Source organism: Microbacterium gilvum, assembly GCF_039543865.1.
Lineage (GTDB): Bacteria > Actinomycetota > Actinomycetes > Actinomycetales > Microbacteriaceae > Microbacterium > Microbacterium gilvum.
Genome location: NZ_BAABKO010000005.1, coordinates 272,467 through 286,643, shown reverse-complemented (window position 1 = coordinate 286,643; position 14,177 = coordinate 272,467). Strand labels below are relative to the sequence as shown.

Genomic DNA, 14,177 nt, shown 5'->3' with positions numbered 1-14,177 from the left:
CGGGCCGTCACTCCTCCGGCCAGCCCGATTCGATCTGCTCGACCACGGAGTCGGTCGACGAGCCGTTCACCCAGTCGCGCATGCCGGTCCAGAAGGTGCCGGCGCCCACGGCGGAGGGCATGAGGTCGGAGCCGTCGAAGCGGAACGTCGTGTTCTCGTCCTGCAGGATCTCGATCGCCGCCTGCAGGATGGGGCTCTGCGCGTTGGCGGGGTCGAGGCCCGTGTTGGCGCTGATGACGCCGCCGAGCGCGACGCGCGAGTTCGCCCACTCCGGGCTCGACAGGTACTCCTGCACCTTCACGACGTTCTCGTCGTCGCTGAACGCGCCGACGATCTCGCCGCCGCCCGTGATGACCTGGCCGGAGCCGGCCTCCACGGGCGGGAGCATGAAGGCCCAGACGTCGCCGTCCTCGCCGACCTCGCCGCCCGCCTCGACGATGAATCCGTCGAGGAAGGACGCCTGGTGCGTGAGGAGGCAGTCTCCCGAGACGAGCGCGTTCGCCACGTCGCCGAACGGCGTCGACCCGATGGAGGCGACGTCGCCGAACCCGGCGTTCACGTAGTCGGGGTTGAGGAGGATCTGTCCCGTCGCGTCGAAGGCCGCCGTGATCTGCGGGTCCGTGAAGGGCACGTCGTTGGCGACCCACTGGTCGTACACGTCGGGGCCGGCCTGGCGGAGGACGAGGTCCTCGATCCAGTCGGTTCCCGGCCATCCGGTCGCGGCGTCGGATCCGAAGCCGGCGCACCACGGCGCCGCACCGGTCTCCTCGCGGATCTGCGCGGTGAGGTCGAGGAGCCCCTGCCAGTCGGTGGGCACCTCCCAGCCGTTCTCCTCGAACACGCCGGGCTGGTACCAGATCCACCCCTTCACGTTCGCCATGAGCGGTGCGCCGTAGACGGTCCCGTCGACCGACGCGTAGGTCTCCCAGTCCTCCGCCCAGTAGTCGCGGAGGTTCGACACGACGCCCTCCGGCGCCTTCGTGAGGTAGCCGCGGCTCGCCATGTCGGCGAGGAGTCCCGGCTGCGGGAAGATCGCGAGGTCGGGCGGGTTGCCGCCCTGCGCGCGCACCGCGATCTGCGCCTCGAACTCCTGCGAGCCCTCGTACACGATGTCGATGCCGTTCTCCTCCTCCCAGTCGGCCCACGACTCCTCGAGGAGCTCGGCCTCGGCGTCGACGATCGTGCCGTAGACCGTCACCTGGGGCGTGTCGCCGTCTCCCCCGCCATCCGATCCGCCGCCGTCCGAGGCGCCGGGGCCGCTCGTGCAGCCCGCGAGCGCGAGCCCCGCGATCCCCAGCCCCGCTGTCGCGAGGAGGATCCTCTTGCGTCCTGCAGTCTCCATCGTCTGCTCCCATCTCGAGCCATGTCTTCGTGGAACGGGTACCGTCCCCAACGTAGGAGCCGTAGGAGCGCTTCCACAATCTCTTGACAGTCACGGAGACGTAACGTCCGCAGACGCACGAAGGCCCCGGGACGAGCCCGGGGCCTTCGAGGTTCTTCGCGGGGAAGACTTACTTGAGCGTCACCGTGGCGCCGGCGCCCTCGAGGGCCTCCTTCGCCTTGTCGGCCGTCTCCTTGTTCGCGCCCTCGAGCACGGCCTTGGGAGCACCGTCGACGACGGCCTTGGCCTCGCCGAGGCCGAGCGAGGTGAGCTCGCGGACGACCTTGATGACCTGGATCTTCTTGTCGCCGGCAGCCTCGAGGATGACGTCGAACGAGTCCTTCTCCTCGACCTCCTCGGCAGCGGCGCCGCCGCCGGCACCGGCGATCGCGACGGGAGCGGCGGCGGTGACGTCGAACTTCTCCTCGAACGCCTTCACGAACTCGCTGAGCTCGACGAGGGTCAGGTCGGCAAACTGCTCGAGCAGCTCGTCAGTGGTGAGCTTCGCCATGATGTATCTCCTAGATAGATGGGGTTTGTGGGGAAAGAAAGCGCCGTCCGCTCACGCGGCCTGGGCGGTCTCCAGCTTTTCGCGAAGCGCGTCGATGGTGGCGGCAGCCTTGCCCATCGTCGCCTTCATCATGCCCGCGGCCTTCGCCAGCAGAACCTCGCGGCTCTCGAGCGATGCGTACTTCTCGACCTCGGCGGCGGTGAGGGTGTTGCCCTCGAACACGCCGCCCTTGATCACGAGAAGCGGGTTGGCCTTGGCGAAGTCACGCAGAGCCTTGGCGGTGGCGACGAAGTCGCCGTGCACGAACGCGACGGCCGACGGACCCTTGAGGTCGTCGTCCAGCGTGGTGATCCCCGCGTTGTTCGCGGCGATCTTGGTCAGCGTGTTCTTCACCACGGCGTACTCGGCGTCCTGACGGATGCTGTTGCGCAGCTGCTTGAGCTGGGCAACCGTCAGACCGCGGTACTCGGTCAGCAGGACGGCGTTCGAGTTCTCGAAAGACTTCGTGAGCTCGGAGACCGTTGCATCCTTCTGCGCCATGGTCACTCCTTGGTGGATACGGGGAGCCCCACGGTGGTGGGGCACCGGCCGCGCCGCCCGCCCCGGAGAAACAGGAAGAGCCCCGGCGCAAGCGCACGGAGCTCTGAGGAGATTTCGTGACACCTGCGCGGGCCCCTGCTTTCGCAGAGCTTCGATCGCCGGCGCTTGCGCACACGACGATGACCGGCGGTCTTCGGCTTCGACCACTGTAGCAGGCCGGATGGCCATCCGCCGAATCGGGCGCGTCCGCGCGGAGACCTGTCGGGCGCCGGGGTTAGGGTCGAGCCGTGACCCCCGAACTCGCCGCCCGGATCGTCGCGGACTCGCGCGACCGGGTCGCGTGGCTGCGGGCGCGATCGCAGGGCATCACGGCCACCGACATCGCCACCATCACGAGCGAGCGCGTCATCCCGCGTGCCGCCGAGCAGAAGCTGCGCGGATCGTCGTTCGGCGGCAACGCGTACACCGACCACGGCCGCCGGCGCGAGCCCGAGATCGCGGCATGGGTCGCCGCGACGCACGGCATCCAGCCGTCGAGCGCGCTCTTCCACGCGGAGGTCGAGCGGCGTCACCTCGCCACCCCCGACGGCATCGCCGTGGACGGCGGCGGTCGCGTGCTCCTCGCGGAAATCAAGACGACGAACAAGTCGTGGCGGTCGATCCCCCGCTCCTACCTGCGGCAGGTGTGGTGGCAGCAGCACGTGCTGGGCGCGGAGCGGACGCTCTTCGCGTGGGAGGAGCACCGCGACTTCCGACCTCTCCACGACGAGCCGAAGTGCCTCTGGATCGAGCGCGACGACGCGGAGATCGGCCAGCTCGTGCGCCTCGCCACGGCGCTGATCGACGAGCTGTACCGCCGCACCACGGGGAACGAGCCGCCGACGCGGCGCGCCGACGACGCGCCGACGCCGCGCGAGCGCGCCATCCAGCGCTCCGCGTACCGCGCGCTCGCGCTCATGGACTGAGCCCGCGCGGACGCGGCGGGCGGGCCATCCGCCCGAGGAGCGAGCGCGCCCGGGGAATTAGTTGCGCCAGGTCAACGTTCCGGGTATCGTTGACTTCCATCAACTTCTGCATGCCGACGCCGCCATGCCCTCTCCACCGCTTCATCGAAAGGCGCATATGAGCGCGCACTCCACGGACACGCAGGCTACAGCCGCGCGGATGTCCCGACGCCAGGTGCTCGAGGCCCTCTCCGGCCTCCTCCTGGCGATGTTCTGCTCCATGGTCTCCACGACCGTCGTCGGCACCTCGCTGCCGATCATCGTCCCCGAGCTCGGCGGCACCCAGGCGTCGTACACCTGGGTCGTCACCATCACCCTCCTCACCACGGCCATCTCGACCCCGATCTGGGGCAAGCTCGCCGACCTCGTCAACCGCAAGACGCTCATGCTCCTCGCCCTCGCGATCTTCGTGCTCGCGAGCGCCGGCGCCGGCATGTCGACGAGCGCCGAGATGCTCATCGCCTTCCGCGCCTTCCAGGGCCTCGGCGGCGGCGGGCTCGCCGCTCTCAGCCAGGTGCTGATGGCCGACATCATCAGCCCGCGCGAACGCGGCAAGTACATGGGCCTCTTCGCGGGCGTCATGGCGGTCGCGACCGTGGGCGGGCCGCTCCTGGGCGGCGTCATGACCGACACGATCGGATGGCGCTGGAACTTCTACGTCGGCGTGCCCCTCGGCATCATCGCCTTCGTCGTCCTCCTGCGCACGCTCAAGATCGACCAGGTCCGCGCCGCGAAGGTGCGCATCGACTACCTCGGCATCGTGCTGCTGAGCGTCGCGGCCGGGCTCCTGCTGATCTGGATCTCGAACGTCTCGGACTACGGCTGGGCCAGCTGGGAGACGCTGTACATGGTGGGCATCGCCGTGATCGCGGCCATCGCCTTCGTGCTCGTCGAGCTCAGGGTGTCGGAGCCTCTCATCCCGCTCACGCTCTTCCGCAACCGCACGTTCACGCTGTCGGTGCTCGCCTCGATCTCCATCGGCGTGGCCATGTTCGGCACGTCGGTGTACCTCGGCCAGTACATGCAGATCTCACGCGGCTACGGTCCCACGGAGGCGGGCCTGCTCACGATCCCGATGGCGGCGGGCATGCTCATCGCCTCGACCGTGGTCGGCCAGCTCGTCACGCGCTTCGGCCGGTGGAAGAGCTACCTCGTCGTCGGCGCGATCCTCATGATCGCCGGCACGAGCCTCCTCTCCACCCTGCGCTACGACACGTCGCTCTGGCTCGTCGGAACGTACATGTTCCTCCTCGGCGCCGGCACGGGCATGACGATGCAGAACCTCGTCCTCGTCGTCCAGAACACGACGAAGCCGCAGGAGATCGGCGTCGCGAGCTCGGGCGTCAACTTCTTCCGCACCGTGGGCGGCACGACGGGCGTCGCCGTGATGGGCTCCGTGCTCGCGTCGAGCCTGTCGCAGCAGCTCACCGACCGGATGGCCGAGATCGGGGCCGCGATCGCGACCCTCGGCGAGCAGGGCCAGACCATCCTCGCCGAGCTCCAGTCCGGCGCCCTGCCCACGACGCGCGACATGCCGGAGGCGATCGCCGTCATCATCGAGGACGCGTCGGCCCAGGCCATCTCGCACGCGTTCCTCATCGGCGTGCCCCTGGCCGTCCTGAGCCTCATCGCGATCGTCTTCCTCCCGAACAAGCCGCTCACCCGCCAGAACAACGTCGAGCGGATGCGCGCCCAGCGCCTCGAGGGCGAGCTCGCGGTGGCGACCGCGGAGACGGGGTCCATCCCTGTGCACGTGGCCGACGACGCGGACCGCGCGCGCTGACGCGAGAGAATGTCGTCGTGACCACCGACATCCCCTCGCGCGCGAACGCCGAGGACACCCGCTCGGGGGCGGCCGACGTCGCCCCCGAGCAGGCCGAGGCGATCAAGGCCGTCGAGGCGGAGTTCAGCGAGCTCATGACGCAGGTGCGACGGATCATCCACCAGCACGCCGAGCGCGTGTCGCCCGGCCTGAACCCGGGCGCGTACAAGATCTTCACCTCGATCGTGCGGCACGGGCCGGTCACCTCCTCCGACATGGTCGATCGGATGGCCGTGGACAAGGGGCAGCTCAGCCGCACGATCCGCGAGCTCGAGGGCCTCGGGCTCATCGCCCGCACGCCCGCCCCCTCCGACCGGAGGGTGAGCCTCCTGGAGGCGACACCAGAGGGCATCCGCCGTCTCGAGGCCGCCCGGTCGCACCATGAGAGCCTGCTCTACGACACGCTGCGCCTGTGGGACGTCGATCGCGTGCGCGATCTCGCCGAGCTGCTCCACGCCCTGACCAACGGGGTCACGCCGGAGGCGCGCTGAAGCTCACGCCTTGATGCTGCAACTCGCCGTGGTGCTCAGGGCGGGGATGTTCATCACGATGCCGCTGCTCGCCGGGGAGGTCCAGGTGGGCGTGCCGACGGGTCCGGTGGTCACGGCATCGGCGTTGATGGTCGAACCGAGGAGCAGGTTGCTGAGGCCGCCGAGGAGGTTGCCGAGCAGCGTTCCCGTGAAGGTCGTCGTGTAGGTGTTGCCGTTCACCGTCGTCGTCGGCGCGGGATTCGTCGCCGCCACGCCGTTCAGACTCCAGATGGCGTTCGCGCCCGTGTAGGCGGAATAGGGGGCGGACTGATTCGTCCAGCGCCAGGTGATCGTGAGGTACACGGCTCCCGGGTTGAGCAGCGCCGGGCGGGAGCATGTCACATTCGTGATCACGGGCGGGCGAAGCACGAACGCGGTCACTGTCGCCTGGCTGTGCTCTCGATCGACCCAGGCGGCGTCGGTCTGCGCGGGCGCGAGCGTCGCGAACAGCAGCCCTGCGGCGGCGATCACGGCGGCGAGTCGGGGCAGTCGACGGCGCGTCATCCGCTGCGCTCCCTGCCGCGTCGCAGCCAGCCCGTCGCGGCGATCGCGGCGCCGAGCACGCCCGCGACGATCGCGGGGAGGAGGGGGTGCGGCCCGCCGCCCGTCGGCGCGAGGGGCGGCGGCTGCTCCCCGACGATGATCTCCTCCGACGCTCCCCGCACGTGAACGGCGACCTCGGCCTCCTGCCCCTCGACGGCGTCGTCGTCGCGGGAGACGACGAGCCGCAGGTGGACGGACCTGTCGGCGTCGACCTCCTCGATCCAGGTCGTCCCGTCGCCGGCCGGCCGCCATCCCTCGAGCAGCGTGGTGCGCTCGCCCGTGCAGCTCGCGCCCTGCCAGGGCCGGCTGCACGTCTCGGCGTCCAGCGACACCGGCAGCTCGCCGCCGCCGCGCACGCCGACCTCGAGCGTGCCGGGATCGGGCGGCGAGGCGGAGATGTCGAGCGTCCAGTCCACGGCCTCGCCGGGAGCGAGCCGGCCGGCGCGCTCCCAGTCGGCGACCGAGACGACCCTGATCACGCTGCCCTGGTAGACCTCCGTCGACTCGGCCGCGCTCGCCGGCACCGCCGCTGCCCCGAGGAGGAGGACGGCGGCGACGATGCCGAGGGCGACGCGGATCATCCTGCGTCGGCCCTCTCGTCGACCGTCCGCTCCATCCGCGCCGTCCGCGGCCAGAACGCCCATCCCACGAGCAGAGCCGCGCCCACGGTCATCCCGCCGATCACGAAGGGGCTGCCGAACGAGGCGATCACGGGCGCGATGCCCGGCACCGAGAAGAGCACCAGACGCGCCGACGACACCGTGTAGGGCGCGACGTCGTCGGCCTCGTTCGCATCGCCGCGCATCGTGATGACCCGCTCCTCGTCGGATGCGCCGGCCGAGACCGAGGTGACCCGGTGGGTGACGGGAAGCTCCCCCGCGCGGTCGACGGTCACCACCTCGCCGACGTCGATCTCGCTCGCCGGGATGCGCTGCACCACGGCGACCGACCCCGCGGGGATGGTCGGCGCCATGGACCCGGTGCGGAACATGATGAGCGTGATGTCGAGCACGGCGGCGAGGATCACGAGGACGATGCAGATCGTGCCGGCGAGCGCGGCCGCGCTCAGCAGCAGATCGCCCAGGACGCGACCCGCCGTCCTGCGCGGGCGCGCGGCGTCGCCGCCCCCGCGACGCGAACGTCGCGTCGCGGGGACGGCGGTGGTGCTCATGGAGTGCTCCGACGTCACGAGGACGAGGTTCCCACGAACTCCCAGGAGAGGGCGGCCGACTGCCCTTGCACGCTCGACGGAGCGGTCGGGCTCATCGTGATCTCGATGCAGTAGTTCACGGCGGTGCCGGCATTCGCGGCGAGCGTCTGCGTGCCCGCAGGGCTGGCGGTCATCGCGGCACCGCGTGCGAGGATCTCGGCTCCCGCGTTGAACGTCGTCAGGTTGCACGTCGTGCCTGCGATCGTGCGCACGCCGTAGGTGAGCTGGGCGCTGAGCGTCGACGCCGTGGTCGTGGCGTTCATCTTGAGCGTCCCGCCGAGCGACGATGCGATCGTCCGCACGCTGAAGAGCGCGTACGTCGTCGTGCTGGGCGACATCGCCGTCGCGGGGGTCGAGAACGCGAGCGCTGCAGCCGTGCCGGCCGTGCTGTGTTCGGTGAAGGTCGCGCCGTCGGCGGCGCCGACGATGCCGAAGGTGCTCGCCGTCAGGGTGGCCGTCGTGTACTCCGTGTCGTTCCACGCCGCGAGGGTCGCGCCCGATCCGATGCCGAGCACGACCCCCGCCGCGAGGAGCGCGCGGACGCGACGCCAGGTGCGGCCCGACCGAGCCGCCTTCCGCGTGTCCTTGCGCTGCACGATGTCAGTTCGACGTCGCCGTGAACGACCAGGTCGCCGTCGCGGTCTCGCTCTCCACGAGGTCGGCGCCGGCCGTCACCTCGAAGCAGAGCTGCGCAGGAGCACCGGCCTCGCCCGCGGTCGTGCCGATCGCGAGGTCGACCGAGTCGCCGACCGTGATCGCGGTCAGCGTGGCGCCGGATGCCACGACGGGAGCGGCGGCGACCGTCGCCGCGTCGCACGTGCCCGCGGCCGGGATCTCATAGACCGTGTAGGAGAGGTTGGCGGCGTTCGCGCCCGTCCCCGCGACGGTGCTGTCGGCGACGAGGGTGGCCGCCGTCGTCGTCGTGTCATCGAGGCGCACCCAGAACGGGGCGTAGACGGTGTCCTCGGGAGCGAGGTTGTCGACGAGGTCTGCGGGGAGGTCGAAGACGAGGTCGGCGGCGGAGGCCGCGTCCGGGTGCTCGTCGTATCCCGCATCGGCTCCCGTCGTGGAGCCCTCGAGGTTGAACGCGCCCGCGGCGAAGTCGCCCGTGACGAACTCCGAGTCGTTCCAGGCGGCGAGGGTCACGGCGGCGCCGACCCCCAGCACGAGTCCTCCTGCGAGAACGGCGAATACCTTGCGGCGTCGAGTGTCGTCTGCCATGTCAGCTCCCCAGCTGTGTCGAAGGATACCCCCGTGGATATCGGTATGACCGATCCTCCAGGGTTCGGGCGGGTACCGCAACCCCGCACAGCATCACTCGGGCATGAGCCGACTCGCAAGGGTCTCACTCCCGTAACGCCGGGGTGACAATGCGCCTGTTGACTGCGAGGACGGGGCGCGGGGCCGCGCCCGACGAGCCGAGAGGGCACATCCATGCGCTTCCGCACCACCCGCTCCCCCGCCGCATCGGGCTCCGACGGCACGCCCGCCGATGACGCCGCCGCCGCGACCGTGCCGACGACGATGCGGAGGGCGTCGTCGGCGGGGCCCGGCCAGCCGCTGCGGATCGCCACCGTGCCCGTGCCCGAGCCGACCATGGACGAGCTGCTGATCCGGGTCGTCGCGGCGGGTGCGAACCCGGTCGACGCGGCGACGCGCGAGGGGCGAGGCGTGGCACCGCAGATCGCCGCGTACCCGACGGCGCCGGGCTTCGACTTCTCGGGCGTCGTCGTGCGCGCACCCTACGAGGCCCATCCGCTGGCGCCCGGCACGGAGGTCTACGGGATGACCGCGTTCCCCCGGGTCAGCGGGTCGTTCGCGGAATACGTCGTGGCCGCCTCCCACTCGGTGGCCGCGAAGCCGGCGAAGCTGTCGCATGTCGAGGCCGCCGCCGTGCCACTCGCCGCCCTCACGGCATGGCAGCTGGTCGTCGAGACGGCGCGCGCCCACGAGGGCCAGCGCATCCTCATCCACGCGGGCGCGGGAGGCGTCGGCCACCTCGCCGTGCAGCTGGCGTCGTACTTCGGCGCCCATGTGACGACGACGAGCTCGCCGCGCAACGCGGCGTGGCTGCGCGAACTGGGCGCCGACGTCGTCGTCGACCGCACGACGACCCGCTTCGAGGACGTCGTGCCGCAGGTCGACGTCGTCCTCGACCTCGTGGGCGACGGCGGCGACCGCACCGGGTCGCGGTCGCTGGGCGTGCTGCGGAGGGGCGGCCTGCTCGTGACGGTGCCCCGGGGCGGATGGCAGGGGTTCTCCGAGGCGGGCGCGGATGCCGGCGTGCGCACGACGTCGTTCACCGTCGCCCCCGACGGGGCCGCGCTCGCCACCCTCGCGCGCCTCTTCGACGCCGGCGACCTCGCCGTCTACGTCGACCAGGTCCATCCGCTCGCGCGGGCCGACGCCGCCCTCGACGCCGTGCGCGACGGCCACGCCCGCGGCAAGATCGTCGTCGACGTCGGCGCCGGCTGACACGGCCTGCCGCGGGGCTGCACCTGCACGCCGAACCCACACCTGCACGCCGAACGCGCACCTGATTCGGCGCAAACGGGTGGCTTCTCGTCCAACGGATATCCGTTGGACGAGAAGCCACCCGGATGTTCGGCAGGCGATGAGCTCTCGGCAGTCGGATGGCCGTTCGCGGTGAGAACGACGAAGGGCCCCGCCGAGGCGGGGCCCTTCTCACGCGGACGCGATCACGCGATGGCGTTGACGTCCAGCGGGATGCCGGGGCCGAACGTGGTCGACACGGCGCCCTTCTGGATGTAGCGGCCCTTCGAGCTGGACGGCTTGAGGCGCACGATCTCCTCGAGCGCCGCGCCGATGTTCTCGTTCAGCTGCTCGGCGGAGAACGATGCCTTGCCGACGACGAAGTGCACGTTGGCGTGCTTGTCGACGCGGAACTCGATCTTGCCGCCCTTGATCTCCTCGACGGCCTTGGCCGTGTTCGGGGTGACGGTACCCGTCTTGGGGTTCGGCATGAGGCCGCGGGGGCCGAGCACCTTGCCCAGACGTCCGACCTGGCCCATGAGCTCCGGCACGGCGACGGCCGCGTCGAAGTCGGTCCAGCCGGCGGCGACCTTCTCGATGAGCTCGGCGCCACCGACCTCGTCGGCGCCGGCCGCGATCGCGGCCTCGGCGGCGGGGCCGTTGGCGAAGACGATGACGCGCGCCGTCTTACCCGTGCCGTGGGGCAGGATGACGGTGCCGCGGACCATCTGGTCCGCCTTGCGCGGGTCGACCGAGAGCTTCAGCGCGACCTCGACGGTCGAGTCGAACTTCTTCGAGCCGGTCTCCTTCGCCAGGGCGACGGCCTCGGCGGGGGTGTAGTACTTGCCGGCCTCGATCTTCTCGGCGGCGGCGTTGTAAGCCTTGGACTTGGCAGCCATGTTCGTTCTCTCCCTCAGTCCTCGACCGTGATGCCCATGGAGCGGGCCGTGCCGGCGATGATCTTCGAGGCGGCCTCGAGGTCGTTCGCGTTGAGGTCGGGCTGCTTCGTCTTGGCGATCTCGGCGACCTGCTCCTTGGTGAGCTTGGCGACCTTGACCGTGTGCGGCGTGGACGAGCCCTTGGCGACGCCCGCCGCCTTCTTGATGAGCTCCGCGGCCGGCGGGGTCTTCAGGACGAACGTGAAGCTGCGGTCCTCGTAGACGGTGATCTCCACGGGGATGACGTTGCCGCGCTGCGACTCGGTCGCGGCGTTGTACGCCTTGCAGAACTCCATGATGTTGACGCCGTGCTGACCCAGGGCCGGGCCGATCGGCGGCGCCGGGTTGGCTGCACCGGCGTTGATCTGAAGCTTGATCAGGCCGGTCACCTTCTTCTTCGGTGCCATTTCCTCTTCCTTTCATCGAGCGGACGCCGGATGCATCCGCTCTCCCGCGGCCCGGATGGTCCGGGCGCGGTGCACGCTCGCGCCCCGTGACAGGACGCAAACCCCGCAAGTCTACCCGATCGCGCACGCCGACGGGAACGCCCCCGTCGGCATCCGACGGGGGCGTGGGAGGCGGCGGGCCTCAGACCATCTTCGTGACCTGGTCGAACGTGAGGTCGACGGGCGTCTCGCGCTCGAACAGCGACACGAGCACCGTGAGCTTTCCGCTCTCCGGCGAGATCTCGCTGATCGTGCCGGGGAGGCCGGCGAACGAGCTCTCCTTGATCGTGACGGTCTCGCCGATCTCGAAGTCGACCTCGGCCGGGATCGTGCGCGTCGCCGCCGGCGAGCCCTTCTTCGCGGGCGTGCCGGATGCGGCCTGGGCCTGCGCCTCCTTGAGCTCCGCGAGGGGCTTGAGCATGTTGAACGCCTCTTCGAAACGCAGCGGCGTCGGGTTGTGGGCGTTGCCGACGAAGCCCGTGACGCCCGGCGTGTGGCGCACGACCGACCAGGTGTCCTCGTTGAGCTCCATGCGCACGAGCACGTAGCCCGGGATGCGCACGCGCGTGACCATCTTGCGCTGGCCGTTCTTGATCTCGACGACGTCCTCCATGGGGACCTCGACCTGGTAGATGTCGTCCTCGACCTCGAGCGTCGACTTGCGCTGCTCGATGTTGGCCTTCACCTTGCGCTCGAAACCGGCGTAGGAGTGGATGACATACCACTTGCCCTCGAGGGAGCGCAGCTCCTGGCGGAACGCCTCGTAGGGGTCGTCGGACGCCTCGGCGTCGTCGTCCTCGCCGAGCTCGGGGCCGTCGTAGGGCTCCACGTCGTCGGCGGCGGCCGCAGCGGCCTCCTCCGCCTCCTCGGCCGCGGAGTCCGCGAGCACCTCGGCCGCGGCCTCGACCTCGCTCGTCTCGTCGATGTTCAGTGCGTCGTTCACGATCGCGTCCGCCTCCGGGTCGTCGATGTCGTCGATGTCCTCGTCGTCTGCGTCAGCGTCGTCGCCCTCGACGTGCATGGCGGAGTGCTCGGCGGCGGAGCTCGCGCGCTCCTCCTGCGCGAGGACGTTGCCCTCCTGGGCCTCGTCTTCCTCGCTCGACTGCTCGGCAGCCGTCGCCAGGTCGACGTCGTCGGAGTACTTCTCAGCCACGTGGTTATCTCTTCCGTTCCGGACGCCGGGCCGGCGTCACGCAGATTCGCCCTCCCCCATTGTGACGCGGGGAAGCGCGCGCGTCATCCGACGGGCTGGATCAGCTCGGAACCCCGAAGACCACCGAGGTGACCCACGAGAAGGCGAAGTCGAGGCCGTAGACGAGTGCCATCATGACGACGACGAACCCGAGCACCACGGCCGTGAACTTGACGAGCTCCTTGCGCGTGGGCGTGACGACCTTGCGGAGCTCGGCGATCACCTGGCGGATGAAGATCACGATGCGGGCGAAGACGTTCGCCTTCTTCTCGCCGGTCGTGCCGTTCGCCGCGACGATCTCGCCGCCCGATGCGTCGTGGGCCATTCGTCACCTTTCGTGGGTCAGCTGTCGCTGACGCGCAGGGCGGACAGGAATCGAACCTGCAACCTGCGGTTTTGGAGACCGCTGCTCTGCCAATTGAGCTACCGCCCTAGAGATCTCGCGATCTCGAGGCGATCCCCTCCATCCCCTCCGCCACGCCAGGCACGGCGGAAGAATGCAGACGATCACTGCTCGATCCAGCATAGGGCATGCCGATGCCCACCGCGAACCGGGGCGTGTCGGTCACTCGAGGTCGTAGGCGACGAGCTCGGGATGGTCGACGGCCGCCGCCTGCACCGCGACGACGAGCTGCTCCCACTGCGGCATGACCTTCGCGGCGTCGTTCCCCGCCCCGAGCGCCCAGCGCTCCCGGCTCCCGCCGGGGTGGACGACGGACAGCCGCCGGGATGCGGTGTAGGTCGGCGGGCTGATCCAGACGCGCTCGAGGGATCCGAGCGGGATGACCCTGCCGTCGATCGCGATCGCCCCGCGCGACACCTCGATGCGCCCGGGGATGCGGCCCGCGCGCCCGCCCGCGACGCCCGCGGCGATCCCGAGCCCCGTCGCGGCGAGCAGCAGCAGGGCCCCGACCACGATGAGCGCGCCGTCCAGGAGGATGCCCGCGACGACGGCGCCGAGCCCGAGCAGCAGGAGGGCGGCGGCGACCGCTCCCGTCACGACGGCGCGTCGCACGAGGGGCCCGCGTGTCGGCGCGAACACGGCGGGAAGCGGGACCGAGCGGAGGAACGCGTCGTCTTCGGGCGCGCGCACGGCGGGCGCCTGCAGCACGGCGAGCAGGTCGCTGAACGCGGCCTGCGGCATGCCCGCGAGCGCGATCGCCGTCTGCCCGCCCTGCGTGTGCACCGTGAGGGTGCGCGTCGTGCCGCTGCGGATGCCGTTGGTGTACTGGCGCGTCACGGTGCTCGAGAAACCGACGGCGTCGCGGCGCCAGGAGTGGACCGTCATGAACGGACGGCGCACCTCGACGAGCTCGTCCGTGACGACGACGCGCGTGTTCGCCCACCACAGCAGCCAGAACCAGATGAGCACGATGAGGATCGAGATGACGGCGAGCGACAGCATCCCGAACTGCGCCTTCGGCATCGTCACGGGCTTGAACTGCGGCAGCAGCCCGAGGCCCAGGAGGACGACGAGCGCCGACAGGATGAGACCGAGCGGGATCCTCCGCAGCATCGACTGGCGGAAGACACGGGGCGCGGCGGTCGCGGACTGGCTCACGGATCG

The 14,177-nt window shown here is 70.5% G+C and carries 17 protein-coding genes and 1 tRNA gene; 4 read left to right on the top strand and 14 right to left on the bottom strand.

Annotated elements, in window-relative coordinates:
- Positions 1–7: 7 nt before the first annotated feature.
- The 3 genes from ABD998_RS14415 to rplJ all read right to left on the bottom strand — a co-directional run bounded on the left by ABD998_RS14415 (position 8) and on the right by rplJ (position 2,432).
- A complete protein-coding gene (locus tag ABD998_RS14415) occupies positions 8–1,342 on the bottom strand; it encodes an ABC transporter substrate-binding protein (protein WP_345440507.1) in 1,335 nt (444 codons plus the stop codon).
- Between the two features lie 169 nt (positions 1,343–1,511).
- Complete coding sequence (gene rplL / locus ABD998_RS14410; protein ID WP_345440504.1) at positions 1,512–1,892, bottom strand: 50S ribosomal protein L7/L12; 381 nt, start codon at positions 1,890–1,892, stop codon at positions 1,512–1,514.
- 51 nt (positions 1,893–1,943) lie between these two features.
- Positions 1,944–2,432, bottom strand: a complete 489-nt coding sequence (rplJ, locus tag ABD998_RS14405) for a 50S ribosomal protein L10 (protein WP_345440501.1) — start codon at positions 2,430–2,432, stop codon at positions 1,944–1,946.
- Between the two features lie 287 nt (positions 2,433–2,719).
- On the opposite strand from rplJ, the gene ABD998_RS14400 reads away from it, so the two are divergent.
- The 3 genes from ABD998_RS14400 (at position 2,720) to ABD998_RS14390 (ending at position 5,749) form a co-directional block, all read left to right on the top strand.
- Positions 2,720–3,397, top strand: a complete 678-nt coding sequence (locus ABD998_RS14400) for a YqaJ viral recombinase family protein (protein WP_345440498.1) — start codon at positions 2,720–2,722, stop codon at positions 3,395–3,397.
- A gap of 199 nt (positions 3,398–3,596) precedes the next feature.
- Positions 3,597–5,219 (top strand): MFS transporter, encoded by a 1,623-nt coding sequence (locus tag ABD998_RS14395; protein WP_345440495.1) that lies wholly within the window; start codon positions 3,597–3,599, stop codon positions 5,217–5,219.
- Positions 5,220–5,236: 17 nt separating this feature from the next.
- A complete protein-coding gene (locus ABD998_RS14390) occupies positions 5,237–5,749 on the top strand; it encodes a MarR family winged helix-turn-helix transcriptional regulator (RefSeq protein ID WP_345440492.1) in 513 nt (170 codons plus the stop codon).
- Positions 5,750–5,752: 3 nt separating this feature from the next.
- On the opposite strand, the gene ABD998_RS14385 is transcribed toward ABD998_RS14390, so the two are convergent.
- Genes ABD998_RS14385 through ABD998_RS14365 form a run of 5 tightly spaced genes read right to left on the bottom strand, consistent with a single transcriptional unit; the run spans position 5,753 to position 8,762 of the window.
- Positions 5,753–6,292 carry a hypothetical protein gene (locus ABD998_RS14385; RefSeq protein ID WP_345440489.1) on the bottom strand — a complete coding sequence of 180 codons (540 nt, stop codon included), beginning with the start codon at positions 6,290–6,292 and terminating at the stop codon, positions 5,753–5,755.
- Positions 6,289–6,912, bottom strand: coding sequence for a hypothetical protein (locus ABD998_RS14380; protein ID WP_345440486.1), 624 nt, complete (start codon positions 6,910–6,912; stop codon positions 6,289–6,291). The genes ABD998_RS14385 and ABD998_RS14380 overlap by 4 nt, the downstream gene beginning before the upstream one ends.
- Positions 6,909–7,502, bottom strand: a complete 594-nt coding sequence (locus ABD998_RS14375) for a signal peptidase I (RefSeq protein ID WP_345440483.1) — start codon at positions 7,500–7,502, stop codon at positions 6,909–6,911. The genes ABD998_RS14380 and ABD998_RS14375 overlap by 4 nt, the downstream gene beginning before the upstream one ends.
- Before the next feature lie 14 nt (positions 7,503–7,516).
- Positions 7,517–8,137, bottom strand: coding sequence for a SipW-dependent-type signal peptide-containing protein (locus tag ABD998_RS14370; RefSeq protein ID WP_345440480.1), 621 nt, complete (start codon positions 8,135–8,137; stop codon positions 7,517–7,519).
- A gap of 4 nt (positions 8,138–8,141) precedes the next feature.
- Positions 8,142–8,762, bottom strand: a complete 621-nt coding sequence (locus ABD998_RS14365) for a SipW-dependent-type signal peptide-containing protein (protein WP_345440477.1) — start codon at positions 8,760–8,762, stop codon at positions 8,142–8,144.
- 213 nt (positions 8,763–8,975) lie between these two features.
- Here ABD998_RS14365 and ABD998_RS14360 point away from each other — a divergent pair, with 213 nt between their 5' ends.
- The gene (locus tag ABD998_RS14360; RefSeq protein ID WP_345440474.1) at positions 8,976–10,016 is read left to right on the top strand and encodes an NADP-dependent oxidoreductase; all 1,041 of its coding nucleotides are present in this window, start codon (positions 8,976–8,978) and stop codon (positions 10,014–10,016) included.
- Between the two features lie 224 nt (positions 10,017–10,240).
- Here ABD998_RS14360 and rplA read toward each other — a convergent pair whose 3' ends face one another.
- The 6 genes from rplA to ABD998_RS14330 form a co-directional block, all read right to left on the bottom strand.
- Positions 10,241–10,933, bottom strand: a complete 693-nt coding sequence (gene rplA, locus ABD998_RS14355; protein ID WP_345440471.1) for a 50S ribosomal protein L1 — start codon at positions 10,931–10,933, stop codon at positions 10,241–10,243.
- 14 nt (positions 10,934–10,947) lie between these two features.
- Entirely contained in the window at positions 10,948–11,379 is a 432-nt protein-coding gene (gene rplK / locus ABD998_RS14350; RefSeq protein ID WP_271173641.1) for a 50S ribosomal protein L11, read from the bottom strand.
- A 181-nt stretch (positions 11,380–11,560) separates the two neighbouring features.
- Entirely contained in the window at positions 11,561–12,571 is a 1,011-nt protein-coding gene (nusG, locus tag ABD998_RS14345; RefSeq protein ID WP_345440461.1) for a transcription termination/antitermination protein NusG, read from the bottom strand.
- Positions 12,572–12,671: 100 nt separating this feature from the next.
- The gene (gene secE / locus ABD998_RS14340; RefSeq protein ID WP_345440458.1) at positions 12,672–12,935 is read right to left on the bottom strand and encodes a preprotein translocase subunit SecE; all 264 of its coding nucleotides are present in this window, start codon (positions 12,933–12,935) and stop codon (positions 12,672–12,674) included.
- A gap of 35 nt (positions 12,936–12,970) precedes the next feature.
- Positions 12,971–13,043 (bottom strand) — tRNA-Trp (locus tag ABD998_RS14335).
- A 132-nt stretch (positions 13,044–13,175) separates the two neighbouring features.
- Positions 13,176–14,171, bottom strand: a complete 996-nt coding sequence (locus tag ABD998_RS14330) for a hypothetical protein (protein WP_345440455.1) — start codon at positions 14,169–14,171, stop codon at positions 13,176–13,178.
- Positions 14,172–14,177 lie beyond the last annotated feature (6 nt).

What these genes read in the sequence shown, in the direction of transcription:
- ABD998_RS14385 (WP_345440489.1), bottom strand. Translation starts at nt 6,292, where the DNA reads ATGACGCGCCGTCGACTGCCCCGACTCGCCGCCGTGATCGCCGCCGCA.
- secE (WP_345440458.1), bottom strand. Translation starts at nt 12,935, where the DNA reads ATGGCCCACGACGCATCGGGCGGCGAGATCGTCGCGGCGAACGGCACG.
- ABD998_RS14375 (WP_345440483.1), bottom strand. Translation starts at nt 7,502, where the DNA reads ATGAGCACCACCGCCGTCCCCGCGACGCGACGTTCGCGTCGCGGGGGC.
- ABD998_RS14365 (WP_345440477.1), bottom strand. Translation starts at nt 8,762, where the DNA reads ATGGCAGACGACACTCGACGCCGCAAGGTATTCGCCGTTCTCGCAGGA.
- rplA (WP_345440471.1), bottom strand. Translation starts at nt 10,933, where the DNA reads ATGGCTGCCAAGTCCAAGGCTTACAACGCCGCCGCCGAGAAGATCGAG.
- ABD998_RS14395 (WP_345440495.1), top strand. Translation starts at nt 3,597, where the DNA reads ATGTCCCGACGCCAGGTGCTCGAGGCCCTCTCCGGCCTCCTCCTGGCG.
- rplL (WP_345440504.1), bottom strand. Translation starts at nt 1,892, where the DNA reads ATGGCGAAGCTCACCACTGACGAGCTGCTCGAGCAGTTTGCCGACCTG.
- ABD998_RS14415 (WP_345440507.1), bottom strand. Translation starts at nt 1,342, where the DNA reads ATGGAGACTGCAGGACGCAAGAGGATCCTCCTCGCGACAGCGGGGCTG.
- rplJ (WP_345440501.1), bottom strand. Translation starts at nt 2,432, where the DNA reads ATGGCGCAGAAGGATGCAACGGTCTCCGAGCTCACGAAGTCTTTCGAG.
- rplK (WP_271173641.1), bottom strand. Translation starts at nt 11,379, where the DNA reads ATGGCACCGAAGAAGAAGGTGACCGGCCTGATCAAGCTTCAGATCAAC.
- ABD998_RS14360 (WP_345440474.1), top strand. Translation starts at nt 8,976, where the DNA reads ATGCGCTTCCGCACCACCCGCTCCCCCGCCGCATCGGGCTCCGACGGC.
- ABD998_RS14380 (WP_345440486.1), bottom strand. Translation starts at nt 6,912, where the DNA reads ATGATCCGCGTCGCCCTCGGCATCGTCGCCGCCGTCCTCCTCCTCGGG.